The sequence below is a fragment of the Micromonospora alfalfae genome, assembly GCF_022230925.1.
GTDB lineage: Bacteria > Actinomycetota > Actinomycetes > Mycobacteriales > Micromonosporaceae > Micromonospora > Micromonospora alfalfae.
Genome location: NZ_JAKKFH010000005.1, coordinates 59,998 through 80,834 on the forward strand (window position 1 = coordinate 59,998; position 20,837 = coordinate 80,834).

Genomic DNA, 20,837 nt, shown 5'->3' on the forward strand with positions numbered 1-20,837 from the left:
GCATGAGCCGCTCCTCCACGCCGGGCTCCCCGGCCGGCCGACCGGGCGCACCAGCCGGTCACCGTGCGCACTCAATCGACTACACCGAGGACGAGGATGAGGTTGCCCTCGACCCCGCGCTGGTGACGTCACCCGGCCACGGTGCCGTCGGCGTGTTCCAGGCACCCCGGCCCGTTCCCCGCCGGACGCCACCGGCCGAGCCCACCGCCGTCTCGGCCGGCGAGAACGCCGACATCGACTCCCCCTTCCTGGACCTCTTCGGCGGCGGAGGGCGACCCGCCTCGCCACGAGCGGTCACCGCCGGCCCGAGCACCCGCGAGCAGCCGGCGATCCCGCACCAGCCGCCGCCCACCGCCAGCCCGGCGCCAGCCCGCGCGGTTCCCGAGGTCGAGCCACCGTGGACGCCGGCCGGCAACGGTGGCCGACCCGTCGAGCCACGGCACGGAGGCGGCCACCCGACCAACGAGTCCCGGGTGCCGCACCAGGCCGGCGATCGACGGCCGATGCTGCGTCCGCCGGACGAGTCCGAGTCACCCACCGACGGCGGGTCGCCGTCGGTGACCACCAGCCCGGTCCGCCGACCCGCCAACACCGCGCCGGGCGGCCGCCCCACAGCGACGTCGCCGGCCCGACCGGCGGCTCAAGCGCCACCCCAGCCGACGGCCTCCGCCAGCCGGTCCACTGCTCCGACGGAGCAGCCAGCCATGATCACGGCTGCGGATCGGCCAGCTCTCGAACGTACGGCGCGCCGGGCCACCGACGCGGATCGGCCCAGGAGCACCGGCAAGGAGATGGCCGCACCCCGACAGCGCACGGCGAGCCGTCCGGACCGACCGATCAAGCCGACCCGGGTTCGCGCTCCAAAGATCAAATTCGGGGATCGGGATCCGTCGGTCGAACTGGCCATCACCGAGATCGCCGGCCACCTGACCTTCACACCGAACACCGTCACCGCCTGGTACTGGCTGCCCGAGGTCCGCTGGGCGTTCCGGCCGGACGCCGAGCGTGAGGCGCTGCTGTCGGCGATCTCCGAGCAGTACGCCGGCCTGGCCGGCTTCCGACTGCACCTGCGCCGCACCACCCGGCCGTTCCCCGCCGACGAGTGGGCGCGCACCATCGACACGCACACCTCGGCACCGCTGCCCGACGTCCCCGGCACCACCGGCTGGGCCGATCATCTGGTCGCCGCCCAACGCCACCTGATGGCGGTCAACCACGCCGAGGGCCAGACCTACCTGGGTGTCACCTTCGCCCGGCGTTCCCTCGGCGACTCGCTCACCGAGCGGCTGCTGCGCACCTTCGGCCGGGGCACCGCCGACGGGGAACGCCGCAAGCTGGGCCGCACAGTCGAACAGTTCGACGAGGTGCTCGGGGCGTTCGGCATGCGCGGCCGGCGGGTCACCGCCCAGGAGCTGGAATGGCTGCTCTACCGCTCGGTGGCGCTGTGCATGTCGCCGCCGAGCACCCTCTCCCCCGTCACGGACGGGCGCTGGGAACGCGGCGACCTGCTCGCCATGACCGAACAGGTCGAGCGCTACCGCACCCCGTACGGCTCGACGGTCAAGCTGGTCAACCGGATGACCGGCGAGGAACGGCACGTGGCAGTGCTCGCTGTCGGCCGGATGGAACCGCTGGAGATTCCGGAACGACACGAGCCCTGGCTGCACTTCCACGAGCGGCTGCCGTGGCCGATGGAGATCTCCACCCGCGTCGACATCCTCGGCTCCGGCGACTCCTTCCGCAATCTGGAACACCGGCTGCGGATGATCCGCTCGCAACAGCTCGACTACGCCGAGCACGGCATCGACGCGCCCCCGGAGCTGGAGCGACTGGCCAAGCGCGCCCTGGTGATCGGCGACGAGATGACCACCGGCCTGCCGGTCGACTCGGCCCGTGCGCACGGCTGGCACCGGATCGCTGTCGGCGGCCGGACCAGGGAGGAATGCCTGGAGCGGGCCCGCCGGCTCATCCAGCTCTACTCCCGCGAGCTACGGATCTCACTGCAGCACCCGAAGAACCAGGACTGGCTGGCCCGCGAGTTCATCCCCGGCGAGCCGATCGCCAACACCGGCTACGTGCGTCGCATGCCGGTACCGCTGCTCGCCGCCGCGCTCCCCCAGGCCGCATCCAACGTGGGCGACCGGCGGGGCGACCTGATCGGCCGAACCGCCGGCACCTGCCGCCGCCCGGTCTTCCTCGACCTGCACTTCCCCATGGAGGTCCGGGAACGCTCCGGGCTCGCGGTCTTCGTCGCCGAACCGGGCGGTGGCAAGTCCACCCTGCTCGGCGCCCTGGGCTACCTGGCCGCCCGCCGAGGTGTCCAGGTGACCCTGCTCGACCCGTCCGGCCCGCTGGCCCGCCTCTGCGCGATGCCCGAGCTGCGGCCGTACTCCCGGGTGTTGAACCTGACCGGCTCGGAGCACGGCACCCTGGCGCCCTACTCGCTCATCCCGACGCCGCTGCGCTCCGAGTTCGGCACCGGGGCCGCCGGCGACCGGGAGTTCGAGATCGCGGTCTCCAACGCCCGGGCCGAGCGGCGAATGCTGGTCCAGGACATCTGCATGATGCTCGTCCCGCCGCAGGTGGCCAGGGAAGCGTCGACAGCCACCCTCTTCCGGCACGCCGTCCGCCAGGTCCCCGCCGAGGAGACCTCCACCCTGGACGACGTGGTGAGCTGCCTCGGGCGGCTCGACGACGACGCCGGCAAGGAACTGGCCAACCTCCTGCTGGACACCGCCGAGATGCCACTGGCCATGCTCTTCTTCGGCCGACCGCCGGAAGGGCTGCTCGGTGCCGACGCGGCACTCACCGTGATCACCATGGCCGGGCTACGGCTGCCCGACCTCAAGATCGAACGCGAGTACTGGTCAGCCGAGGAAGCACTGGCCCTGCCGATGCTGCACACCGCGCACCGGCTCGCCGTCCGGCGCTGCTACGGCGGCTCAATGTCGTCCCGCAAGCTCGTCGGCCTCGACGAGGCGCACTTCATGGAGGGCTGGCGGTCCGGACGCTCCTTCCTGGTCCGACTCGCCCGCGACTCCCGCAAATGGAACCTCGCCGCGCTGGTCGCCTCCCAGAACCCCCGCGACATCCTCGGCCTCGACGTGCAGAACCTCGTCTCCACAGTCTTCGTCGGCCGCATCGCCGAGGACGCCGAGATCGCCTCCGAAGCGCTACGGCTGCTGCGGGTGCCGGTGAACGACGGGTACGAGGCCACCCTCGCCTCGCTCTCCGCCGCCGACACCAACTCGGCCTCCCGCCTCGGCTTCCGGGAGTTCGTGATGCGTGACGTCGACGGCCGGGTGCAGAAGGTCCGAGTCGACGTCTCGTACGTCGAAGGGCTGCTGGACCACCTCGACACGACGCCCGCCGCGATCGCCGCAGCGGCCGGAGTCCTGCCGAGCATCCCCCTGCCGGATCTGGAGGCGTGACATGGCTAGGGCCTGGGCAAGGACCGTGTCGTTCCTGCTCGCCCTTGGCGTACTGGCCGGGGCCACCCTCAGCTGGCCGCTGATCGGTGCGGAGGCCGCAGCCGCCGCACCGGCTACTGCCCAGGCCCGCGCCGACCTCTGCACGACCGCCGAATGGCAAGCCGACTTCCGCGCCTGCGTGGCAAAGCTGAAGCAGGTCAGCAAGGCAGAGATCGATTGCCTCAAGCCACCTGTGCCTTCCGCCCCGGATTCGGGCTTGGCTGGATGGTTCGCCTCCCGACCGGACTCGTCCAAGCTGCCCGGGCCAAAGGGCATCTACAGCGACTACGGCTACGGCGGTTACAGCTTCAACACCTACAACGTGGAGGGTGGATGTGCATCCACCGTCCTTCATCCGGACTACAAGTTCACCACCACCGTCGCCAACGGTGAGCTCATGATCGCCACGGCGGTCGTGGGTGCCTCTAACGCCCTGCGGGAGCGGGCCTGGGATCCCCGCTCGATGTGGAATTGGGCCGACCCGCTGGTGGAGAAAGCCACCAAAGGCGTATACGAGAAGGTATTCAGCGTCTTCGGAATCGTCACGCTCTGCGTGGTGGGTCTCTACCTGCTCTGGCGCTCCCGCCAGTCGGACATGAGCAATGCGATGACGACGGCAGGGTGGGCGCTACTGGTGATGGTGGCGGTCACCGCGCTGGCGGCCTGGCCCGTCAAGTCGGCGAACATCGCCGACGGCACCCTGATCACTTCGCTCGGCGTCGTACACGACGCCATAGGCCCGGCGTCAAAGGACACCCCGCCGGATCAGTGCGACGATCCAGACCCCAAAGCATGTAAGGACAACCGGCCACCGGCCGTACGGGCCAGCGACACTGCCACCGAGGCAATGCTCTATCGCAACTGGCTGCGCGGAGTGCTCGGCTCGGCGGATAGCGAGACCGCCCGAAAGTATGGCCCTGCCTTGTACGACGCCAAGGCGTTCTCCTGGGAGGAGGCCGAGAAGCTACGGGCCAACCCGGCCACCCGGGCAGCGACGATCGAGGCCAAGCAGCAGCAGTGGATGACGGTCGCGGAGCAGGTCAAGACCGAGGACCCGGAGGCGTACGAGTTCCTGACGGGCACCCGCGACATGGATCGGATCGGCTCTGGTTTCATCGCCGTACTCGCGGCCGTGCTCTTTGCGATGTTCGACCTGACCGCGTCGGTGCTGGTCCTGCTGGGTTTCCTGATCTTCCGGTGGGCGGTGATCGCGGCACCCATCCTGGGCACCATCGGCCTGCTCCGGCCGGCCAGCGCCGGCCTGCGGCGGTTGGCGAACGCCGTGGTCGCCGCGGTGTTCAACATCGCCATCTTCGGCACCGGGGCAGCCATCTACCTGTTCGCCGTCGACCTGATCATGAGTACCCCTGCCCTGCCGGGTTGGCTACAGGTGGTGCTGGTGTGGCTCTGCGGGGTGGTCGGATGGCTGCTGCTGCGGCCGTACCGTCGGATCACGCAACTCGGCGGCAAGGACAGCAGCGAAGCGGTCAGTTCGGCCGGGTCCTGGCACCGCCGGTTCTTCCGCGACATGCGTACCGCCGCACGACTGGACGTAGCCGAGCCGGGCGGCACCGCCGAGCCGGTGGGCGGACGTCGACGCTCGCCCGACGCAACGCAGACCCGGCTACGACCCGAGGCGCGGCGGGAGGACCCGGCCCCGGTGCCGACAGCCGCGGTCGAGGGCCGACGCGCAGACGCGGTGCGCCCAGACGGTCGCGAGCGGCCCGACGAGGCGCCGGCGGAGGAGGGCAGCGGTCGGAGCCGCCCAACGGCCCCGCAGCCCCGACGCCGACAGCCAGCGACCTGGACCGAGCCGGATGTTCCGGCTGAGAACCCGTCGTTCGTGGTCTACCGCCCGGGCTCCAGCGAGCGTGTAACGGATCGCACCGGACCTCGGGTGCGCTCAGAGGCGAGGTGACGGTGATGCGACGGGCGTTGGAATTCGTCCTCACCCGGGCGCTGCGGTCCCGGCTGGGCGTGGCGCTCGTGATCGGGGTGGTGGTCGTCGCTGTGCTCGGGGCGGCCAGGCTGATCTCCAACCCGGGCGATTCGGCCGATGGGTTGAGCACCCGTCCGGATGGGCCGATCATCACAGTGGACCCGACGGCCGGCGACGACGGTCTGCTCAACAGCGCGGCTCCGCCGTCACCCGTGACGTCGCCCGGTGCCCGCACGCCCGAACAGACCGCCGACCGCTTCGCCAAGGCCTGGCTGGGCCGTCCCGGGATGACCACCGAAGAGTGGCAGGCTGGTCTACGGCCACTCTCCACGCCGGCGCTGAGGGACAAGTTGACCGGCGCCGAGCCAGAGAGCGTGCCTGCCGAGAAGGTCACCGGTCCGCCAACCATGCGAGAGCGGACCGAGACGTTCGTCGAGTTGCTGCTTCCCCTCGATGCCGGCGGTCTCCGGTTGGAGCTGGTCACCTCCGATGATGGTTGGCTGGTCGACGTTCTGGACTGGGAGCGGCCATGAGCGACGTTGGTAGCGCCAAACTCCGCCGTGGTCCCCTCCGGCTCGGTGTGGTCGCCGCAGTGCTCACCGGAATGCTGCTTCTGCTCTGCTGCACCGGCGGCACCGCGGCGTTCTTCCTCACCGGGCTCGGAGGCGACGACGCCGAGAACGGCGACACCATGGCAGGCAGGGAGTGCGGGCCGGTCCGAGCGGTCAACATCGCGGGCAAGCTGCCGCGATTCGCCCAGTACGGCGACACCCAGGTCCGCAATGCCGCGGTCATCATCAAGGTCGGCCAGGACATGGGCGTACCTTCGCGAGGTTGGGTGGTCGCCCTCGCCACCGCGATGCAGGAGTCCGCCCTACGCAACCTGGCCAACAGCGGCGTACCCGAGTCCCTGGCCCTGCCGCACGAGGGAGTAGGCGCGGACCACGACTCACTGGGCCTTTTTCAGCAGCGGCCGGGGTGGGGCACTGTCGCCGAGCGGTTGAACCCCGCCTACGCGGCCCGCAAGTTCTACGAGAAGCTCGTCAAGGTGGGCAGCTGGCAGCAACGACCGCTGACAGTTGTCGCGCAGCGGGTGCAGGTCAGCGCATACCCGGACGCGTACGCCAAGCACGAAGAGGCAGCCAGCCGGATCGTGGACGCGCTGGCCGGCGGCGCGGCCCGCACCGTCGAGATCAACGGCAAGGCGGTGTGCAACGCGGCCGAACGCGGTCAGATCGCCGCCTCCGGCTGGACCGCGCCGATCCCCGGCGGAGTCGGTTCCGGTTTCCGCACCGCCAGCCGACCCAGCCACAACGGAGTCGACATCGGCGCGGCCAAGGGCACCGAGATCCGCGCGGCAGCAACCGGTCGGGTGCTGGTCTCCACCTGCGACGAGGATCGCCGCGGCCGCCAGGACTGCAACGTGGACGGCTTCCCCGGCAAGGGCGGCTGCGGCTGGTTCGTCGACCTGCTGCACGCCGGTGGCTACATCACCCGGTACTGCCACATGGTGGTTCAGCCCTTCGTCAAGAAGGATCAGATCGTGACTGCCGGTCAGGTGATCGGCAAGGTCGGCAGCAGTGGTAACTCCTCCGGCCCGCATCTGCATTTCGAGGTGCACCTGCGCAACGACCGCAGCGCGTCCGGGGCGGTGAACCCGGGCCCGTTCATGCGCGAGCGGGGTGCCCCGCTGCGCGCCGCCGGGTGAGGCCACCACGGCTATGACCGGACCGTTACCTGACCCATTCGCAGACCAGCCGGACTGGGCACCGCAGCCACCGAGACCACTGACCATCGTCCCAGCGACGCAGCGGGTCGAGCTTCGCGGTCGACGGGTGCTGGTCGGGCTGCCCGGGATGGGGTGGCGCGGGGACCTGCGCGCGGACGACCGGGTGGTGCAGAGCGCCCGGACCTACGTGCCGGTGATCCCCGAGCACGAGTGGTACCGAGCCGAAGCCGACCAGGTCGAGGTGTTCGCGCCGTTGGTGCCGGTGGAGCGGGTCTGGGTGGAGACGGTCGGCGGCCGTCCGGGTGTGGACGACGCCCGGGACACGGGCATCCGGTTGGTCTCGCTGGACGGCCCCGCACACCGGACCCCCACACCGGTCTTCGAAGCGGACGCGGTCACCGGTCGGCGGGTGGTGCACGTCGAGGGCGGCCTGGAGCACCGTGACCTTCGGGCGGTCACCGAGACCTACTCGGGCGCCGAAGGGGACATCTGCGTGCGAGTCACACCCGAGGTGGAGTGGTACCGCTGGGCCTGGCGCGGCCAGTCACCCACCACGTTGGAGGTTCCGGTTCACCTTTTATGGATTGAGTGACGTCAGCTAGCCGGCGTACCGCCACAAATTCGCCACCCACCGTTACCCTCGACGACAGAGAACGTCCAGTCTTCGCGGCGGCTGCTTCGGACAACGCCCTCGGCTGACCCGGAAATCGTCAGTGTGGTGCCGACCGATTCGCCCTCATTGGATGGCGTGCGAGTCAGTTGGCCCCAAGTGACTCGCACCGCAACGCCGAACTTCGACTCGCGCTGCTCGATTTCAACTCTGAGATCTTGAACGGCCTCCAACTGCGACCCGCTCTCGCAGGTGAAGAGGTCTGCTCTTGTGTCATTGCGATCGACGAGGAACGCACGCAGATAGTTGTCCACGACCACGTCGGGTGCGCTGCGGTCGGGCGTTGAGGCGCGGTTGTACCAAATCAGAACGGTGGCGACCCCGCCGAGGCAGAGCAGGGCGAGCACGCCAGCGACGACAGTGAGCACCGTCCGCATTCGGCGGCGTGGCGGCTGCGGTGCCGGCGTTGCCGGGGCGGGCGGCAACTCCTCGGACGGTGTCCGCTGGGCCGGTACGCGGGAGACCTGGGAACCGGCGGGGGGCTGCACTGATTCCACCTCCTGAAGTTATCGGCTGGACGCTCCGGAGCCAATGCCTCAGATCCAGCGGATCGTGACGGACCCCTCCCCACCGGTGAGATCCACGACAACACCGGCGCAGCACCGAGGCACCTCCCGGAGGAGGACCGCCGGCTGGGATACCGTCTCTGCTTGGGGAGGGGTTGCCAACCTCGGGTAGAGGGGGTGGACGCGGTGGCCGGTCCGAAGGCTCGCACGAACCGCGCCGCAGCCCTGCACCGTCGGGCGGCGGCCGTCGCGACCGCGGCTGCCGGGATCCTGGACGAGACGCGGCCGGCTCCGGCCGATCAGCGCCGCCAGTACGAGGTGGCCGATCGGTTACGGACGGCTGCGGCCCTGCTGGCACCGGGCTGGTCGGGCGCGGCAGTGGATTCGCTCACCGTGGACTCGCCGGCAGGTGATGGTCCGCCGCCGTTCGTCCGGGTCGGTACTGCGGCGCCGTTGGACGACGCTCGTTTCCCCGCGTTGGTGCCGCTGGTCGGCGTCGGTCACCTCAGCGTGGACGCTGACGCGCGGGAGCCACGGGTGGCGGGGTTGCTCCGGGCCGTACTTCTGCGGTTGTTGGGTGCGGCACCGGCGGGTGCCCTGCTGATTCGCGCGGTGGACGCCACCGGGGCGGTGCTGACGCCGTTCGGGGCACTGGCGGATGCTGGCCTGTTGCCGCCACCGGCGGTGGACGTGGCGGGTCTGCGCGCGGTGCTAACCGAGGCGGAGCAGTGGGTGACGCCGGGGGCGAGTGGGCGACGCCGTCACGACCGGACGTTGTTGCTCGTGGTGGCCGCGCTTCCGGAGTCGACGGGCCCGAGCGATCTGGCGCGCATCGAGACGTTGGCCGAGCAGGGGCCGACCGCAGGGCTGCACCTGGTGGTGGCGGGTTGGCCGCCGGCGGGCCCGTACTCGGCCCGGGCACCGCTGCCGCACACCACTTCGCTGGCGTTGCGGAATGCGTACGCGTTGCTCGGCGATCCGCCGGGGGCGTCGTTCGCCGGGCCGGGCGCCGATCCGCCGGGCGGTTTGAACTCGCCGGTCTTCGTCGAGTCGGACCCGCCGGCCGAGCTGGTCGACGCTGTCTGTCGGCGGCTCGCCGAGCAGGTGGAGGCGGGTTCCCGGTTGGCGTTGGGTGCTCTGCTGCCGCCGACGGGCGAGCGACTGTGGGAGTCGGATTCGGCCGACGGGCTGACCACTACCGTCGGCGATGCCGGGGGCCGGTCGGTGCCGCTGGGCTTCACCGAGTTGACCCCGCACTGGCTGGTGAGTGGCCGGTCCGCAGCGGGCCGGGCGGCGTTCCTGACCACCGCGCTGCTCGGCCTGGCCGCCCGTTACGGGCCGGACGACCTGGCCTTCTACCTGGTGGATCTCGGCGACGGCGAGTCCTTCGTGGAGTTCTTGCAGACCGAGCGGGACCGATCGTGGGTTCCGCAGGTGCGCGCGGCCGCGATGGCCGCCGACCGGGAGTACGTCCGGGATCTGCTGGACGAGTTGGCGGCCGAGGTCCAGCGCCGCACGGAGGCGGGCGCTCGGGCCGGGGGGCAACGGTTTGCCGAGCTGCGTCAGCACCAGCCGCTGCCCCGGATCGTCTGTGTGGTGGACAATGTGCCGCTGCTCTTCGCCGAGCGGGACCGGCTGGCCGCCGAGGTGGCCGCCCAGTTGGACGGGCTGGCCCGGGCGGGTCGGGCGCACGGCGTGCACCTGGTCCTGGCGGGCGCGGGCGAGTTGGGGCTGAGTGCGCGCGCGGATGCTGGCCATCGGGATTCGGTGCTCGGGCAGTTTCCGGTACGGGTGGCGCTTCCGGGTGGCAGCCCGGTGTTGGAGCCGACGAACGATTCGGCAGCCGGTCTGCCGGTGGGCAGCGCGGTGGTGAACACGGCCGGCGGGCTGGGCGGCCCGCGGGGTGCGATCCGGGGTCATGAACGGTTGATCCGTCACCCGGATCCGCTGGATCATCCGGAGGTCGTGGAGGCGCTGCGGCACGAGTTGTGGGCGGCCCGTCCGGCCGGGTCGGTGCCGCCGGTGGTCTTCGCGGGTTACGCCCGGCCGCTGCTGGGAAACGATCCGCGTCACCGGGCGGCCCTGGCGGGGCAGGCTCACGGACCGGCGGCTCTGCTGGGCCGGGCGGTGGACGTGGCCCGTTCGACTGTCGCCGTGCCGCTGGGGCCGGCGGCCGGGCGCAACCTCGCGGTGCTGGGCTCGGGTACCGCGGCGGGCGGGTTGTTGGCGACGGCGGCGCGGAGCACGTCGGCTCACCACGCGCCGGGTGGTGCCCGCTTCCTGGTGGCGGCACCGGACCCGGGCGCGCGGGCCCTGGCGGAGGCGTTGACGGCGGATCTGGCGGCTCGGCATCCTGCCGAGTTGGTGGATCTGCCGACACTGCTCGCGGACACCGCCGACGACCTGCCGACGTACCTGGTGGTCTTCGGGTTGGACCGGCCGGGTCCGCGGGAGCTGCCGGTGGAGCGGCTGCGGTCGCTTCTGCGGGACGGACCGCCGGCGGGGCGGCACCTGCTGGGCTGGTGGCGTGCGGTGCCGCCGTTCGCCGCGTTGTTCGAGCCGGCGGGCGAGGTCGACAAGTTGGCGGCGGTGGCCGTGCTGGACGTGCCGGTCGCGCAGCTCACAGCGGTCTTCGGTAGGACGGTCGAGTGGCAGGTGCGCCCCGACCGGGCGGTGCTCTGGGACGGGCCGGACGAGCGGGGCACCGTCCTGGTGCCGTTCGCCGACGAGGCCGGCTGATCGGGTGGCGCGCGTGGAGGGTGTCGAGGTGGATCCGATCGCGACGGTGACCGGGCCGGGGCGGCAGCGGGCAGCTGCGGCGACCGGGGATTCCACGCCGCGGGTGGTCGAGCCCAGCACGGCCTGGACGGAGTATCTTGCGGCCGCCCGCCAACTGGACGGGGTACGCCGGGGCGCGGCTGCCGCAGCCGGTGAGCAGGCCCGGTCGGCGGAGGCCGCCCGGGAGGAGTTGACGGTGGTCCGTACCGGGCTGGCGAGTCAGCAGGAACGACTGCGCGAGTTGGGCGTACCGGCGATCTCCCTGGTGCCGTCGCCGCCGGAGCTGACCGAGGCGTCCCGGTCGATGGCGGGTGGACCGGCGGCCGTGTTGGCGGCGCTGCGGACCGCGCGGGGTTGGGCTGAGGCGGCGGACGCGGCGCTGGCCGCGCGCCGCCGATTCCGGCCGGGGTCCTGGCCCGCGCGGGCGCGCAACCTCCTCGTGTACGGGCCGTTCGCGCTGCTGGTGCCGCTGATTCAGGTCGTGGTTCTGGCGGCGACGGGGGTCGGACCGGCCACCGTGGCGGCGTTGATCTGTGGGCTGCCGATGCCGGCGGTCGCGTTCGTCGCCGGTTGGATCGGCGTTGGCCGGTTGTTCCGGGTCAGCCCCGCCGAGCGGCTGGACCGTACTGTGCGTTTCGGCGCGTTGGTGTGCCTGGTGCCGGCGGTGCTGGCCACGGCGGGCCTGCTGTTGGCGCTGCTCGCTGGCTGACAGGCCGGGCCGGAAAGCCGCCCGGCCGGAACAACGTGGGGTGGGTGGGGAAACGCAACGGCCGGCCGTCCCGGATGGGTGTCGGCCGGCCGTGGTGTGTCGGGGTGTCAGCGGGGGATGATCAGCGCCATCGCCTCGGCCCGCGACTTGGAGTCGGACTGCAGGATGCCGCGTACGGCCGACGTGATGGTCTTGGCACCGGATTTCTGGATGCCGCGCATCGCCATGCACATGTGTTCGCATTCGAGCACGACGACGACGCCGCGTGGTGCGAGTTTGCTCATCAGCAGGTCGGCGACCTGTGACGTGAGCCGTTCCTGCACCTGCGGACGACGGGCGAAGACCTCGACGAGTCGGGCCAACTTGGACAGGCCGGTGATCCGCCCATCGGGGCCGGGGATGTAGCCAATGTGCGCGCTGCCCCTGAAGGGCAGCAGGTGGTGCTCACAGAGGCTCATCACGTCGATGTCCCGGACGATGACCAGCTCTTCGTGGTTGGCCTCGAAGGTGGTGCTGAGCACCTGGGCCGGGTCGACCCGCAGGCCGGCGAAGAGTTCGGCGTACGCACGGGCGACCCGGGCCGGGGTCTGCTGGAGTCCGTCGCGGTCCGGGTCCTCGCCGACCGCGATCAGGATCTCCCGGACGGCCTTCTCGATCCGGCCGAGGTCGACAGCGTCCTCGACGGGGCGTCCGGTCAGTTTGCCGCTGATCAGCCGCGCGGCCACGTAGTCCAGCTCGTCGTCGCCGTCGGGTCCTTGCTCAGTGCGTGCCGTCCGAGTTGTTGGACGGCGCCACGCCGCCGACCGACGCCTGCGCGCCGTCGGCCTGGGCCTGCGCCTTGAGCTTGTCCTTCTCCGCAGGGGTGAGCACGGGCGGCTCGGTGGAGGGCTGACGCTTGCCGAAGCCGTTGTACGGCGCCAGCGGCGGGCGCTTGACCACTCGGGAGCAGATCCGCGCCATGTCGGCAGTGGAGAGGGTTTCCTTCTCCATCAGCTCCAGCACGATGTTGTCGAGGACGTCCCGGTATTCCACCAGGATCTCCCAGGCCTCGTCGTGCGCCAGCTCGACCAGTGCCCGCATCTCGCCGTCGATCTCGGCGGCCACCGAGTCCGAGTAGTCCCGCTCGTGGCCCATGTTGCGGCCGAGGAACGGCTCGTCCCCGCTGGTGCCGTACTTGATCGCGCCGAGCTTGGAGCTCATGCCGTACTGGGTGATCATCGCGCGGGCCAGTTGGGTGGCCTTCTCGATGTCGTTGCCGGCACCGGTGGTCGGCTCGTGGAAGACCAGTTCCTCAGCGGCGCGACCGCCCAGCGCGTACGCCAGGGTGTCGATCATTTCGGCGCGGGTCTGGGTGTACTTGTCTTCGGTGGGGAGCACCAGGGTGTGGCCCAGCGAGCGACCACGGGACAGGATCGTCACCTTGTGCACCGGCGCGGCGTGCGGCAGCGCCCAGGCGACCAGAGCGTGACCACCCTCGTGGTACGCGGTGATCTTCTTTTCGTTGTCGCTCATCACCCGGGTGCGTCGCTGCGGACCGGCGACCACCCGGTCGATCGACTCTTCCAGCGAGTCGTTGGAGATCGCCCGCTGCTCCTTGCGAGCGGTGAGCAGGGCCGACTCGTTGATCACGTTGGCCAGGTCGGCGCCGCTGAAGCCCGGCGTACGACGAGCAACCGCGTCGAGGTCGACGTCCGGCGTGAACGGCTTGCCCTTGGCGTGCACCCGCAGGATGGCCTTGCGACCCTCCATGTCGGGGGCGTCCACCGGGATCTGCCGGTCGAACCGGCCCGGACGCAGCAGCGCCGGGTCGAGGATGTCCGGCCGGTTGGTGGCCGCGATCAGGATGACCCCGCCCTTGGTGTCGAAGCCGTCCATCTCGACGAGCAGCTGGTTGAGCGTCTGCTCCCGCTCGTCGTGGCCGCCGCCCATGCCGGCGCCACGGTGCCGGCCGACGGCGTCGATCTCGTCGACGAAGACGATCGCCGGGGCGTTCGTCTTGGCCTGCTCGAACAGGTCACGGACCCGGCTGGCGCCGACGCCGACGAACATCTCCACGAAGTCGGAGCCGGAGATGGAGTAGAAGGGCACCCCGGCCTCGCCGGCGACCGCGCGGGCCAGCAGCGTCTTGCCGGTGCCGGGCGGGCCGAACAGCAGCACGCCCTTCGGGATCTTGGCGCCCAGGGCCTGGTACTTGGCCGGGTTCTGCAGGAAGTCCTTGATCTCGTACAGCTCTTCGACAGCCTCCTCGGCACCCGCGACGTCCGCGAAGGTCGTCTTCGGAGTGTCCTTGGTGATCATCTTGGCCTTGGACTTGCCGAAGTTGAGCACCCGGGAGCCGCCGCCCTGCATCTGCGACATGAAGAACAGCAGCAGGAGCACGAGCAGCGCGATCGGCAGCAGGTTGACCAGCAGGCTCACCCAGATGCTGTCCGAGGAGACCTTGGCGTCGGCCGGGCCGGTGACCCGGTTGTTCGCCTTGGCGTCCAGCACCTCGTTCCAGATCTGGTCGCCAGCCTGGTACGGGAACTGGGCCTCGATCTTGTTGGTCTCGGTCTTGCCGAACTTGGTCTTCTGGGCCAGGTCCAGCTGGAGCGTCTGCTCCTTGTCCTGGAAGACCACCTTGTTGATCTTGGCGGTGTGCAGTTGATCGAGCGCAACGGAAGTGTCCACGCGGTGGTAGCTGGGACCACTGGTGAACAGCTGACTGAGCACAACGGCGCCGAGGATGACCAGGATGATCCAGACCACCGGTCGGCGGAAGAAACGCGTACGTTCCATACTGTTGTCGAGCGCCGGAGCGCCCGCATCCTCCTGATCGACGTCCTGACCGTCTGATGGTGTCGCCGCGTTGAGCGGCGGCCGGAGCCGCCGTGCGGGCCGGCCTCGACCCCGAGGCGCGAAAACTACCGCGCCGCGGTCATTCGACGGTACACCGTGTACGCGAGGAGTGAGCTTGCGAGCCCCGCAGTCGTGCACCATCAAAAGACCATGTACGCCAACAGCGAACCTGCGAGCCTCCGCACTCTGCGCGCCTTCGACATCGACGACACGCCCCGTGGGCAGGCCCACCAGCCCCGCAGCCAACGTACGGCGAGTCCGGGTGGAAGCCGGCGTGGCGGGGAGTCCGGCTCGGCCACCCGAGCGCCCGGTCACGCGATCGAGAGGGTCGAGCGCGGAGGAACCTCCGGGCCACCGTGCTACACGGTAACCGCATCAGCTGAGAGCGCGCTGAACGTCGGCTTGATGGATGCCGATACAAGTACAGCTCATGTCGACCGGCGGGCCGTCGCGACGGGTCGGGCCCGGCGTCAGGAGCGGGCGTAGACCTCGGGCTTGAGCACCCCGACGTACGGCAGTTCCCGGTAGCGCTCGGCGAAGTCGAGGCCGTACCCGACCACGAACTCGGTGGGGATGTCGAAGCCTACGTACTTCACCGGAACCGGCACCTTCACCGCGTCCGGCTTGCGGAACAGGGCGACCACCTCGACGCTCGCCGCCGAGCGCGACTCGAGGTAGCGCAGCAGCCAGGAGAGCGTGAGCCCGGAGTCGACGATGTCCTCGACGACGACCACGTGCCGACCGGCGATGTCCCGGTCCAGATCCTTGAGGATGCGGACCACCCCGGAGGAGGTGGTGCCCTGGCCGTAGGACGAGATGGCCATGAAGTCGAGCTCCGCCGGCGGGCCGTTGCGGCCCAGCGCCCGGGCGAAGTCCGCCATGAACATCACCGCGCCCTTGAGTACGCACACCAGCAGCAGCCCGTCGCCCACGTGGGCGTAGTCGGCGGAGACCTGCTTGGCCAGCTCCGCCGTCTTCTCGCGGATCTGCGCCTCGGAGATGATCACGTGGTCGATGTCGGCGTCGTACCAGGAGCCGTCAGCCATGACTCCTAGCCTGCCGTACGTCGGATGGCCTCCGTCGGCGGGGCCGCACCTTTTGGCGCGGTCCCGCCGAGGATTTTCTGCGCAAACGACGCTAATCACATCAGTTGGTGCGTGACCGCCAGCGGCGGCCATCGTCGCTCGGCTTCCAGTCGGCCGAATCGTGGCTGTCGACTGTGAGGCCGGCCGCCGAGGCGGCAGCGAGGAGGACGAGGAACAGGAGGATGAACAGGAACTCCATGGCGGCGCTCGCTTTCGCATGATTGCTATCGGTTTCGCCGCCGGTGCGCACCGGACTGAGACCAGTCTGCGACCTCACGAAGCGACCGGACAGTGGCAGGAATGCCATTGGTCATCGATTTACTGCCACCTGCCGGGTTACCCTCGTCACATGCTGCGGTCCGTTGCCGTCCTCGCCCTCGACCAGGTCGCTCCCTTCGAGCTCGGCGTGCTCGCCGAGGTGTTCGGCACCGACCGGACAGCGGACGGTTTCCCCGCCTACCGCTTCCAGGTGTGCAGCCCGGACGGCGCTCCCGTGCGTACCTCGTCCGGCTTCCACCTCACCCCGCACGCCGACCTCGGCCCGGTCGACGAGGCCGACCTGGTGGCCATCCCCGCGCACAGCCAGGGCACCACGGTCCCCGGCCCGGTGCTCGACGCGCTCCGCCGGGCCGACGCCCGCGGAGCGCACCTGTTCAGCGTCTGCTCCGGCGCCTTCCTGCTCGGCGAGGCCGGGCTGCTCGACGACCGCGAGTGCACCACCCACTGGCGGTACGTGGACGAGCTGCAACGCCGGCACCCGCGCGCCCGGGTGCTGTGCAACTCGCTCTACGTCCAGGACGGTCGGTTGCTCACCAGCGCCGGCACGGCGGCCGGCATCGACGCGTGCCTGCACCTGATCCGCCAGGAGCACGGCTCGGCCACCGCGACCCGGCTGGCCCGGCGGATGGTGGTCCCGCCGCATCGCGACGGCGGTCAGTCCCAGTACATCGAGGCGCCCATCCCGAAGGCGCCCGAGGCACCCACCCTCGAACCGGTGCTGGAGTGGCTGATGGGTCACCTGGACCGGACGATCACAGTGGAGGAGTTGGCCGCCCGCGCCGGGATGGCGCCTCGCACGTTCGCCCGCCGGTTCCGCGCCGAGACCGGCACCACCCCGCACGACTGGCTCACCAACCAGCGGGTGCTGCTCGCCCGGCGGTTGCTGGAGGAAACCCCGTTGAGCGTGGAGGCGGTCGCCGACCAGTCCGGCTTCGGCGATGCGGCAGCGTTGCGTCACCACTTCAGTCGCCGGGTTGGTGCCACCCCGCACAGCTACCGGACCACCTTCCGGGACCGGGCGCACAGCGGCTGAGACCGGCCGGCCGAGCAGCACGGACACGGCCTTTGCTCTGCTTCACTCCAGGAAACACCCGACGGCCCGCGGTGTTGCGCGGGTTGAAGCAGAGCAAAGGAGGCCGGGCAGGTCAGGCGGGGCGCACGGATGCCAGCCGCCCGTCACGGCGGAGCACCCGGACACCGCCGGGCAGGTCGGCCGGGCCCTGACCGTGCCAATCGGTCACCAGGGCGTCCAGAGCGGCGACGTGCCGGTGCGACAGGGCACCGGGCAGCGCGCCCAACTCGCGAGCCCAGGAGTGCAGCACCCGGCCGCGTACGGCGGGTACCAGGCCGAGCAGCGCCGGTACTGACAGCCCTCCGTCGGGGCACCGGGCCGCCGCCAGCGCCGTCCCCGCCAACTCGTCGAGCGCGGCGTTGTCGGCGGCCACCAACCGGGCGGTACGCGCCAGGTTGTCCACCACGCCCGGCCCGAGCGCCCGCACCAGCGCCGGCAGCAGGTCGCTTCGCACCCTCGACCGGGCGTACGACGGGTCGCTGTTGTGCGGGTCCTGCCACGGGTTCAGGCCGAGGACGGCGCAGGCGGCGCGCGTCTGCTCCCGACCGATCTCCAGCAGCGGACGCAGCAGCGGCACACCGCCCAGGTCGCGCCGGGCGGGCATCCCGGCCAGCCCTCGTGGGCCGGCGCCCCGGGCGAGCGCGAGCAGCACCGTCTCCGCCTGGTCGTCGCGGGTGTGCCCGGTGAGCACCGCGACGGCGTTCTGCTGCCGGGCCGCCTCGGTCAGCGCCTGGTAGCGGGCCTCGCGGGCGGCCGCCTCCGGCCCGCCCGGGCGCCCGGCCACTTCCACCCGGACCACCGTCGCCGACGCGAACCCGACCCCTCGCCCCCAGGTGGCCACCGCTTCGGCGCGCTCCGCGGAGCCGTCCTGCAAGCCGTGGTCGACGGTGACGAGCGTCGTGGCGCGGCCCAGCCGCGGCGCCACGAAGACGGTGGCCGCCGCGAGCGCGAGCGAGTCGGCGCCACCGGAGCAGGCGACCAGCACCGGGCCGCCGGACGGCAGACCGGTCAGGGCGCGGCGGACCGCCACCCGCATCGCGGCCACCGGCGGAGCGAGCGCGGCCACCGGCGGGTGGTCAGCCAGCGGCCGGGATGGTGCCGGCCGGGCCGTGCACCCGGGCGACCCAGGCGTCCGGGTCACCCAACTCCGACAGTCGAGGCAGGGTCAGCGGTGAGTTGAAGATCGAGTTGAACCCGTCCATGCCGACGCGTTCCACCACCCCGTGCACGAACTTGCGCCCCTCGGCGTACTGGCGCATCTTGACGTCCACGCCGAGCAGCCGGCGGATCGCCTTCTCCAGCGGGTTGCCCGCCTCCCGGCGTCGGTTGAACGACGCCCGGATCCGCTCCACGCTCGGGATCACCTGCGGGCCGACGCCGTCCATCACGAACTCGGCGTGCCCCTCCAGCAGGGTCATCAACGCGGTGAGCCGGTCCAGTACGGCCCGCTGCGCCGGGGTCTGCACGATGTCCAGCACGCTGGTGCGGCTCTCTGGATCACGGACCGCGTCGGACAACGTGGCCACCCCGCGCCGCAACCGCTCGACCAGGTGCTCACTTCCGCTGGACGAGGCGTCGACGAACGCCTGCACCTCGCTGAGGAAATAGGCACGCATCCACGGCACGGCCGTGAACTGGGTGCGGTGGGTGACCTCGTGCAGACACACCCAGAGCCGGAAGTCCCGAGGGTCGGCGCCGAGCTTGCGCTCCACCTCGACGATGTTCGGTGCGACCAGCAGCAACTGGCCCGGGTCAGCCGAGAAGACCTCGTACTGGCCGAGCACCCGGCCGGAGAGGTAGGCCAGCACCGTCCCGGCCTGCACCCCGGTGAGCCGGGACCCGATCGCCTCGGTCAACGCGCCCGGTTGCTTGTCGCCGGAGAGCCGACTCACCAGCGGAGTGATCACCTCGCGGAGACCGGCGATGTTGGTAGCGGCCCAGTCGCGGCGATCGACCACCCGGACCGGCGGATGCGACACCTGCGCCCGCAACCCCGTGTAGTCGGCCACGTGCCCGGCCGCCTCGTCGGTCAGCCGGCGCAGGTCGCCGACCACGTCGGTGGCTTCCGCGTACGACACGCGGGGGCCAGACTTGCTCAACGCCCCCGCGGTGGCGGCGGCCAGATCCCAGTCCACGAACTGCGCCATGAACCCACCGTACCCGCGCCGCGACACCCCGGCCCGGGCTCGCGCCCTCGATCGACGCCGATGGCGACAGCGTCACTCCCGAACCGGCGACGGTCAGCCGCAGCCGCAACCGGCCAGCGCTGCGGCGATCCGGTCCAGGGCCGGCTGGGCGGTGTCCCGGTCCCCCGGCACCTTGTCGGTGAGCACCGCGAAGGTCAACAGCCGACCATCGGCGGTGGTGACCAGGCCCGCGACGGAGTGCACCCCGGTCAGGGTGCCGGTCTTGGCCCGGACGCTGCCCGCGCCCGCGGCGGTGCCCGCAGCGGTGCGGTAGCGCTCGTTCAGGGTGCCGGACCAACCGCCCACCGGCAGACCACCGAAGACGCCGGCCAGCTCCGGGTGGTCCGGACTGGCGGCCAAGCGGATCAGATCGGTCAGCAGCGACGGGCTGATCCGGTTGAGCCGGGACAGGCCGCTGCCGTCGGAGACGCTGATCTCGTCGGCCGGCAGGCCCAGCTCCGCCACCTCGGCGTCCATGGCGGCGGCGCCACCGTCGAACGAGGCGGGCTGACCGCGGGCCAACGCGACCTGCCGGGCGAGCGCCTCGGCCACCAGGTTGTCGCTCTCGCTGATCATGACGTCGACCAGACGGATCATCGGCGGGGACTGCACCACGCCCAGTTCGGTACCGGGTACCGGGCTGGCACCGGCCGCCGCCTGAGGCGGGGCCGCGCCCCGCTTCACCGAGTCGGTCGGCACCCCGAGCAACCGGGCGAACGCCTTGCCTGCGGCGAGGTCCGGCTCGGCGAACCGCGGGGCGGACCCGTGCTCGACGCCCGGGTCGGTACGCGCGCCGTCGGTCATCAACGCGGTCACCGCGCCGCCCGAACCGCCGGTGGGGATGTCGTCGTCCCAGCCAGGGCCGTAGACCGGGCCGGAGTAGACCGAACCGTCGACGGTGACGCTGGTCGGGGCCGTGCCGCCGAGCGCGGTACGCACCTGGGCGGCCAGGTCGTCGAGGCGCGCCGCGCCCGGGTAGTAACCCTTCTTGTTGATCGCGAGGGTCGGGTCGCCGCCCCCGACGATCACCACCTCGCCGGCCTTCGCGCCGGCCACGGCACGGGTGGGAATCCGGTAGCCGGGCCCGCGGGCCGCCAGCACTGTCACGGCGGTCGCCAGCTTCGTCACCGAGGCGGGCACTGTGCCGTCGTCCGCCCCCTTGGCGAACAACGTCTGACCGGTGATCACGTCGGCGACCGAGACGTTCACCCGGTCGCCCAGGGCGGCGACGCCGACCAGTGGATCGAGCACGGCACGAACCCCGTCCGGGGTGGGCAGCGGGGCGTTGGAATCCGGGCCGCCCAGCACGTCCGACGGGGCAGGTTCCGGAGTCACGCCGACCGCGTTCGGCCCGGACCCGGCGTCGTCGCCCAACCATCCGGCGACCGGGCCGGGACGGGTGATCACGACTCCGACGCCGGCGAGCACCAGCAGGAGCACGGCGGCCAGCACCACCGGCAGCCGCCTCCGGCGGCGCGGCGCGGCGGGTGCGGGCGCGGCGTCGGCGGGTGCCGGCAACGCGGAGATCGGCGGGCCCACCGGGGGGACCCCGCCCGGTGTGGGGGCGGTCGGCCCG

The 20,837-nt window shown here is 71.4% G+C and carries 16 protein-coding genes; 8 read left to right on the plus strand and 8 right to left on the minus strand.

Going from position 1 to position 20,837, the window contains the following annotated elements; translation table 11 throughout:
* The first annotated feature begins 2 nt into the window (after window positions 1-2).
* From MED01_RS04120 to MED01_RS04140, 5 genes are read left to right on the plus strand one after another with little or no spacing between them, the layout of a single operon-like run.
* Window positions 3-3,431: an ATP-binding protein gene (locus MED01_RS04120; protein WP_238667222.1), complete on the plus strand. Its 3,429-nt coding sequence runs from the start codon at window positions 3-5 to the stop codon at window positions 3,429-3,431.
* A gap of 1 nt (window position 3,432) precedes the next feature.
* Complete coding sequence (locus MED01_RS04125) at window positions 3,433-5,388, plus strand: MFS transporter (RefSeq protein ID WP_238667223.1); 1,956 nt, start codon at window positions 3,433-3,435, stop codon at window positions 5,386-5,388.
* Window positions 5,389-5,393: 5 nt separating this feature from the next.
* The gene (locus tag MED01_RS04130) at window positions 5,394-5,942 is read left to right on the plus strand and encodes a hypothetical protein (RefSeq protein ID WP_274525241.1); all 549 of its coding nucleotides are present in this window, start codon (window positions 5,394-5,396) and stop codon (window positions 5,940-5,942) included.
* Window positions 5,939-7,117, plus strand: a complete 1,179-nt coding sequence (locus MED01_RS04135; protein WP_238667225.1) for a M23 family metallopeptidase — start codon at window positions 5,939-5,941, stop codon at window positions 7,115-7,117. The genes MED01_RS04130 and MED01_RS04135 overlap by 4 nt, the downstream gene beginning before the upstream one ends.
* 13 nt (window positions 7,118-7,130) lie before the next feature.
* Entirely contained in the window at window positions 7,131-7,730 is a 600-nt protein-coding gene (locus tag MED01_RS04140; protein WP_238667226.1) for a hypothetical protein, read from the plus strand.
* A gap of 2 nt (window positions 7,731-7,732) precedes the next feature.
* Here MED01_RS04140 and MED01_RS04145 read toward each other — a convergent pair whose 3' ends face one another.
* The gene (locus MED01_RS04145) at window positions 7,733-8,296 is read right to left on the minus strand and encodes a hypothetical protein (protein WP_238667316.1); all 564 of its coding nucleotides are present in this window, start codon (window positions 8,294-8,296) and stop codon (window positions 7,733-7,735) included.
* Window positions 8,297-8,491: 195 nt separating this feature from the next.
* Between MED01_RS04145 and MED01_RS04150 the strand changes: the two genes are divergently transcribed.
* Window positions 8,492-11,053 carry an FtsK/SpoIIIE domain-containing protein gene (locus tag MED01_RS04150; RefSeq protein ID WP_238667227.1) on the plus strand — a complete coding sequence of 854 codons (2,562 nt, stop codon included), beginning with the start codon at window positions 8,492-8,494 and terminating at the stop codon, window positions 11,051-11,053.
* A 28-nt stretch (window positions 11,054-11,081) separates the two neighbouring features.
* Window positions 11,082-11,801 (plus strand): hypothetical protein, encoded by a 720-nt coding sequence (locus MED01_RS04155; RefSeq protein WP_372493577.1) that lies wholly within the window; start codon window positions 11,082-11,084, stop codon window positions 11,799-11,801.
* Window positions 11,802-11,908: 107 nt separating this feature from the next.
* Here MED01_RS04155 and folE read toward each other — a convergent pair whose 3' ends face one another.
* From folE to MED01_RS04175, 4 genes are all read right to left on the minus strand, one after another.
* Window positions 11,909-12,526, minus strand: coding sequence for a GTP cyclohydrolase I FolE (gene folE / locus MED01_RS04160; RefSeq protein WP_112674389.1), 618 nt, complete (start codon window positions 12,524-12,526; stop codon window positions 11,909-11,911).
* Between the two features lie 34 nt (window positions 12,527-12,560).
* Window positions 12,561-14,579, minus strand: a complete 2,019-nt coding sequence (gene ftsH, locus MED01_RS04165) for an ATP-dependent zinc metalloprotease FtsH (RefSeq protein WP_238667228.1) — start codon at window positions 14,577-14,579, stop codon at window positions 12,561-12,563.
* A gap of 530 nt (window positions 14,580-15,109) precedes the next feature.
* Complete coding sequence (gene hpt / locus MED01_RS04170; RefSeq protein WP_112582849.1) at window positions 15,110-15,685, minus strand: hypoxanthine phosphoribosyltransferase; 576 nt, start codon at window positions 15,683-15,685, stop codon at window positions 15,110-15,112.
* 100 nt (window positions 15,686-15,785) lie between these two features.
* A complete protein-coding gene (locus MED01_RS04175) occupies window positions 15,786-16,031 on the minus strand; it encodes a hypothetical protein (RefSeq protein WP_238667229.1) in 246 nt (81 codons plus the stop codon).
* A gap of 42 nt (window positions 16,032-16,073) precedes the next feature.
* Between MED01_RS04175 and MED01_RS04180 the strand changes: the two genes are divergently transcribed.
* Window positions 16,074-17,036: a GlxA family transcriptional regulator gene (locus MED01_RS04180; RefSeq protein ID WP_238667230.1), complete on the plus strand. Its 963-nt coding sequence runs from the start codon at window positions 16,074-16,076 to the stop codon at window positions 17,034-17,036.
* A 112-nt stretch (window positions 17,037-17,148) separates the two neighbouring features.
* Here the strand turns inward: MED01_RS04180 and tilS are convergent, their stop codons facing one another.
* The 3 genes from tilS to dacB all read right to left on the minus strand — a co-directional run bounded on the left by tilS (window position 17,149) and on the right by dacB (window position 20,800).
* Entirely contained in the window at window positions 17,149-18,141 is a 993-nt protein-coding gene (gene tilS / locus MED01_RS04185) for a tRNA lysidine(34) synthetase TilS (protein WP_238667231.1), read from the minus strand.
* Between the two features lie 10 nt (window positions 18,142-18,151).
* Window positions 18,152-19,222, minus strand: a complete 1,071-nt coding sequence (locus tag MED01_RS04190; protein WP_091403614.1) for an Rv3626c family coenzyme F420 biosynthesis-associated protein — start codon at window positions 19,220-19,222, stop codon at window positions 18,152-18,154.
* A 93-nt stretch (window positions 19,223-19,315) separates the two neighbouring features.
* Window positions 19,316-20,800 carry a D-alanyl-D-alanine carboxypeptidase/D-alanyl-D-alanine endopeptidase gene (dacB, locus tag MED01_RS04195; protein ID WP_372493578.1) on the minus strand — a complete coding sequence of 495 codons (1,485 nt, stop codon included), beginning with the start codon at window positions 20,798-20,800 and terminating at the stop codon, window positions 19,316-19,318.
* Between the last annotated feature and the right edge of the window lie 37 nt (window positions 20,801-20,837).

Bases quoted from the DNA above. Each gene is read 5' to 3' on its own strand.
- MED01_RS04180 (WP_238667230.1), top strand. From the start codon at position 16,074: ATGCTGCGGTCCGTTGCCGTCCTCGCCCTCGACCAGGTCGCTCCCTTC.
- MED01_RS04120 (WP_238667222.1), top strand. From the start codon at position 3: ATGAGCCGCTCCTCCACGCCGGGCTCCCCGGCCGGCCGACCGGGCGCA.
- MED01_RS04175 (WP_238667229.1), bottom strand. From the start codon at position 16,031: ATGGCATTCCTGCCACTGTCCGGTCGCTTCGTGAGGTCGCAGACTGGT.
- MED01_RS04130 (WP_274525241.1), top strand. From the start codon at position 5,394: ATGCGACGGGCGTTGGAATTCGTCCTCACCCGGGCGCTGCGGTCCCGG.
- hpt (WP_112582849.1), bottom strand. From the start codon at position 15,685: ATGGCTGACGGCTCCTGGTACGACGCCGACATCGACCACGTGATCATC.
- MED01_RS04135 (WP_238667225.1), top strand. From the start codon at position 5,939: ATGAGCGACGTTGGTAGCGCCAAACTCCGCCGTGGTCCCCTCCGGCTC.
- ftsH (WP_238667228.1), bottom strand. From the start codon at position 14,579: ATGGAACGTACGCGTTTCTTCCGCCGACCGGTGGTCTGGATCATCCTG.
- MED01_RS04125 (WP_238667223.1), top strand. From the start codon at position 3,433: ATGGCTAGGGCCTGGGCAAGGACCGTGTCGTTCCTGCTCGCCCTTGGC.
- MED01_RS04190 (WP_091403614.1), bottom strand. From the start codon at position 19,222: ATGGCGCAGTTCGTGGACTGGGATCTGGCCGCCGCCACCGCGGGGGCG.
- MED01_RS04140 (WP_238667226.1), top strand. From the start codon at position 7,131: ATGACCGGACCGTTACCTGACCCATTCGCAGACCAGCCGGACTGGGCA.